The organism is Thioalkalicoccus limnaeus, assembly GCF_041197575.1.
GTDB classification, from domain to species: Bacteria; Pseudomonadota; Gammaproteobacteria; order Chromatiales; family Chromatiaceae; genus Thioalkalicoccus; species Thioalkalicoccus limnaeus.
On the sequence record NZ_JBDKXB010000065.1, the window covers coordinates 1 to 2,521 of the forward strand.

Annotated in this window: 3 protein-coding genes and 1 pseudogene; 1 reads left to right on the top strand and 3 read right to left on the bottom strand. The window is 63.5% G+C overall.

The genetic code is table 11. The features are described from left to right. Positions 1 to 300 (top strand): annotated as a pseudogene (locus ABC977_RS18015) (penicillin-binding protein 1C); the annotation flags it as partial. Between the two features lie 296 nt (positions 301 to 596). Here the strand turns inward: ABC977_RS18015 and ABC977_RS18020 are convergent. The 3 genes from ABC977_RS18020 to ABC977_RS18030 form a co-directional block, all read right to left on the bottom strand. Next, on the bottom strand, positions 597 to 872 hold the full coding sequence (locus ABC977_RS18020; protein WP_369668655.1) for a Txe/YoeB family addiction module toxin: 276 nt from the start codon (positions 870 to 872) through the stop codon (positions 597 to 599). Beyond that, entirely contained in the window at positions 853 to 1,125 is a 273-nt protein-coding gene (locus ABC977_RS18025; protein ID WP_369668656.1) for a type II toxin-antitoxin system Phd/YefM family antitoxin, read from the bottom strand. The genes ABC977_RS18020 and ABC977_RS18025 overlap by 20 nt, the downstream gene beginning before the upstream one ends. Positions 1,126 to 1,395: 270 nt before the next feature. Further along, positions 1,396 to 2,046 carry a CDGSH iron-sulfur domain-containing protein gene (locus ABC977_RS18030; RefSeq protein ID WP_369668657.1) on the bottom strand — a complete coding sequence of 217 codons (651 nt, stop codon included), beginning with the start codon at positions 2,044 to 2,046 and terminating at the stop codon, positions 1,396 to 1,398. Between the last annotated feature and the right edge of the window lie 475 nt (positions 2,047 to 2,521).

Sequence of the window (2,521 nt, forward strand, 5' to 3'; positions counted from 1 at the left end):
CGCCGCGTGCGCGCCCCGCACCAGGCATCGACGACGACCATCGCCGCCCCCGAGATCGCCTACCCACCGGACGGCGCCCAGATCGCCCTCGGCCTCGACCGCGCCACCCCGGCCGCGCTGCCCCTCAAGGTCCGCAACGGCCTGCCGCCCTTCATCTGGTATGTCGATGGCGCCGCCGTCGCCCGCTCCCCCTACGGCCGCCCTGCCGACTGGCACCCCACGAGCCCCGGATTCGCCACCATCGCCGTCGTCGACGCCCGCGGGCGCGCGAGCCGTGTGCGCGTCCTCCTCGAACCTTAGGAACCCGCTTGCGGGCGACGACGAACGCCGGTCCCTCGCACAAGATTGTCGAAGCTCAGATGGAGAACAGGGCACCGACGCCAACCAGAAGCCCCGCACACCCGTGCCGGCGCCGGAGCCGATGGTCAACGAATCCACTGGTCCCCCAAACTGTCCCAGCCGATGACGACTCGGTCCGCTCCCGCCGCAATGTCACCATCAATTCACGTCAGGCGGTTTGTTCAGGGTGAAGAACGAATGTAAGCAGGTCCAGGATAGGATCAGGCGTGAATCGAAGAGACGTGGCTTCGACCGCTTTAGGGGTCAAACTGATCGTAGTGCCCACCAATGGCGAAAACATAGATATGAGTATCGTCGAATTTATAAATTAGCCGGTCTTTTTGGCTGAGTCGTCTCGACCAAAATCCGGTCAGGTTATGGCGCAAGGCTTCAGGCTTGCCCAAGCCCGTTATTGGATCGTCGCGCAGCATTTCTTTGAGAATTGCGCAGAGATTCTTATGCAAACGTTTATCTTGATGCCGTAATTCCTCGTAGATGAGCCATGTTCTGCCCTCAAACACCAAGGATCTCATCTATCTGTTCCTTGGTTGGGGTGTATCCTTCGTGGGCCTTGTGGGTTGCACTTGCTTCGGCAATCTGGCGCATGAGGCTGCTGTTCTGGAGCACATATAGGGTTTCCTGGTCTCGTTCCCAGTCTTCTGCGCTCATCACCACGAAATCCGCACCATTTCGGCGCGTCACGCGCAGCGGCATGTGCTGGCTAACAACCTGTTCTACGAATGATTTCAGGCCATCTCGAAATTTGTTTACAGTCGTGGTGTCCATCGGCATGCGCCTCATGCGTACGGAGATGCCGTACATAATAGGAGGCAAGCCCTAACAAGGCAAATTCAATGGAAAAAGGGGGAAAGGGGGTCAGGCCAAACGATCTCGATGCGGCAACTCACCGTGCGGCTGAAGCCGCACCTACAGCCGCACCTACAGCCGCAGGTACATCCGCACGTACATGGACGATCCAGGCGACGCCAATTTTGGTTGGCATGAGCCCCGAGATACGTCCGCACGTACACCGCACCTACTGCGGGCCATCGCTCGCTAGCCGTCCGTGAAGCCGACGTGCTTGTGGCTGCCGTCACAGAAGGGCTTGGCGCTGGATGCCCCGCAGCGGCAGAGGAATGCCTTCGTGCCCTGCCAGGCGACGCGGCCGCTGGCGGCACGGATGCTGAGGTTGCCCTCTACCTTCAGCGGGCCGTTCGGGATGCGTTTGACCTCAAGCGGACCGCCGGTGCGGTCCGCGCCCGGGCCGACCTCGCCGACGGCGCCGAAGTCTTGGAAACCGGATTGCAGGTGGCTGTTATCGCAGAACGGCTTATTGCCGGATGCCCCGCAGCGACAGAGCGCGGCCCGAAAGCGGGTGCCGGCCATGTCCTCGGCGGCATCCTCGATGTGTAGATCGCCGGTGAGATAGAGGGGGCCATTGTAGACCAGGCTCAGGGTGTTCTCGGCGGGCGCCTGTTCCGGCTCGCCGGACTTGTCGGTGTAGCTCAACGCACCGCTGGGACAGCGCTCGCAGACCTCACGGACCTCGGCCCGGCTGACCTCGTCCGGCACACACCAGGGCTTGCGGTCCGCCTCGAAGAGGCGGTTGGCGGCATGGCCGCACTCGCCGATATGGATGCACAGGCGTTCGTCCCAGTGCACGTCGATTTCGCTGCCGGGATAGTCGTAGATCGGCTTATCGCTCATCATCGTCTCCGCGTTGGCTGTTTGCCGTGGCTCACGCTGGACGTCTCGCGCCCACGACGACTATGGGGGCGATTTGCCAAGGGCTTCAATGCTCGAAGTGGAAGACGTGACGGCGAACGGTCCCCAGCGAGCGGGACGGCGCACCCCCCGACCGCCCCCGACCTCCTCGACGCCCGGGAGAGCGAGCCATGGTCCAGTGCTGCTGAGCGTGCGGGAGATCGCATCACCGTCGCCCGCACCCCTCGTCCCGCGCCCATCGCGGGCGCCAGCCGAGGCCCCGCACCTCGCCCGGTGCTTGGGCGATCAGACCGGAGACCAGGATCACCAACACGAGCAGCTCGGCGCGGCTCGGCGGGGAACAGGATTCGCTTCACTCCCGTCGTTCAAGCCACAACGAAGCGCACCTGCACATCGCGCGGCGAGGCGAGATGCGGGGCGCTGGTGACGAGCACGCGCGCGCCGGCCCGGGCATAGT

Bases quoted from the DNA above. Each gene is read 5' to 3' on its own strand.
- ABC977_RS18025 (WP_369668656.1), bottom strand. From the start codon at position 1,125: ATGGACACCACGACTGTAAACAAATTTCGAGATGGCCTGAAATCATTC.
- ABC977_RS18030 (WP_369668657.1), bottom strand. From the start codon at position 2,046: ATGAGCGATAAGCCGATCTACGACTATCCCGGCAGCGAAATCGACGTG.
- ABC977_RS18020 (WP_369668655.1), bottom strand. From the start codon at position 872: ATGAGATCCTTGGTGTTTGAGGGCAGAACATGGCTCATCTACGAGGAA.